This window comes from Peptoniphilus sp. BV3C26, assembly GCF_000478985.1.
GTDB lineage: Bacteria > Bacillota > Clostridia > Tissierellales > Peptoniphilaceae > Peptoniphilus_B > Peptoniphilus_B koenoeneniae.
On sequence record NZ_AWXB01000012.1, the window covers coordinates 1 to 1,305 of the forward strand.

Annotated in this window: 1 protein-coding gene and 1 pseudogene; both read left to right on the forward strand. The window is 34.9% G+C overall.

Annotated features, from left to right (window positions below; all coding sequences use genetic code 11):
- Window positions 1-154 (forward strand): annotated as a pseudogene (locus tag HMPREF1253_RS09800) (MATE family efflux transporter); the annotation flags it as partial.
- Window positions 155-469: 315 nt separating this feature from the next.
- The gene (locus HMPREF1253_RS01480; protein ID WP_023054985.1) at window positions 470-886 is read left to right on the forward strand and encodes a sigma factor-like helix-turn-helix DNA-binding protein; all 417 of its coding nucleotides are present in this window, start codon (window positions 470-472) and stop codon (window positions 884-886) included.
- The last annotated feature ends 419 nt before the right edge of the window (window positions 887-1,305 follow it).

The window sequence follows — 1,305 nt, forward strand, 5'->3', positions numbered from 1 at the left end:
GTTTGTCCCTTCAATGATTCTTTTGCCAATGGTATTTGGAGTAAAAGCTGTTTGGTTCACACAGCCCCTTGTTGATTTTATTATGATTGTTGTTGGAATCTTCATGATGCTTGGAGAACTAAATAAGATGAGCAAAGAAAAAGTACAAGCATAAGATTTTTTATTATGTGCGTGGATACCTGAAATAGTAGAAGGGCTTAATTTATGAGGAATAGTTAGCTGTAAAATGGAGGGACGGGATATGATAGAGGCTGTATATTTTTTTGAAGTTATAACTCAAAACAAAATCCTTCCTTTTTCTTATAAAATTTACAGTTGCTTGTCTTTCCATATACTCGTCTAAACAATTAAATATAGTAAAAGAAAGAACGGATTTCTTTCATTTCAGAGGACTTCTTATGCCAAGATGCAGGAGTCCTCCTTTTTTGTCTGAAAAACAAATAGACAAAAAAGAAATGGAGGAAACCTTATGGCAAAAGAGTATTACCTTTATGTTAGAGGGCAAAAGATAAAAGTCAGTGAAGATATTTATAAAGTCTACTGGCGAGAACGAGAACACGAGAAGTATTTAGAGCAGGTGGACAGAAAAAACCACCTGCTTTTCTTTTCCTCTTTGGATCATGATGGACATTTTATAGATAACATCGCTGATGAAAGCGTTGATGTAGAAAAGATTGTTGAAACACAGATGATGATTGAGGCAGTCAGAAATGCTATATCAAAACTAAACGATGAGGAAAGGGACATCATAGAGCGATTATATTTCAATGATGAAACGCTATCAAGCATAGCGAGAGGTAAGAAAGTGAGCTATCAAGCTATACAATGGCGAAAAAACAATATTCTTAAAAAGCTAAAGGTGCTTTTAAAAGAATTCATAAAGTAAACGCCTTGTAGATGGGGGCAGATTTTCCTTTATAAATTGAAGGGAGATCTGTCCTCTTAATTTAATTGAAGAATTATTTTCAAGAATTACTTAAAAGAAAATCTCTCTGAAAGCCAATAGGCAATTGTTCCTTGACAACTGAATAGACCAAGGTAGGACTTTATCTACTTGTGGAGGATTATGACTTACGCCATGACCTTTCTGCTGAGAATAATTTCGGTTTAATGAATACTGAGTAAATCAAGGAAACAAGAAAGCGAGCGATAAATAAGAATACATAAAAACAGATTTGGCAACCTGTTCAATGAAGCAAGTAGTGATAATGATACTTCAATAGTTTAAGCCGGCTCGTCTGGAATAAGAGGCGGAGGTGAGATTCCTATGTTGCTGCCAAGCACCTATCAATGTCGTAAAACCTT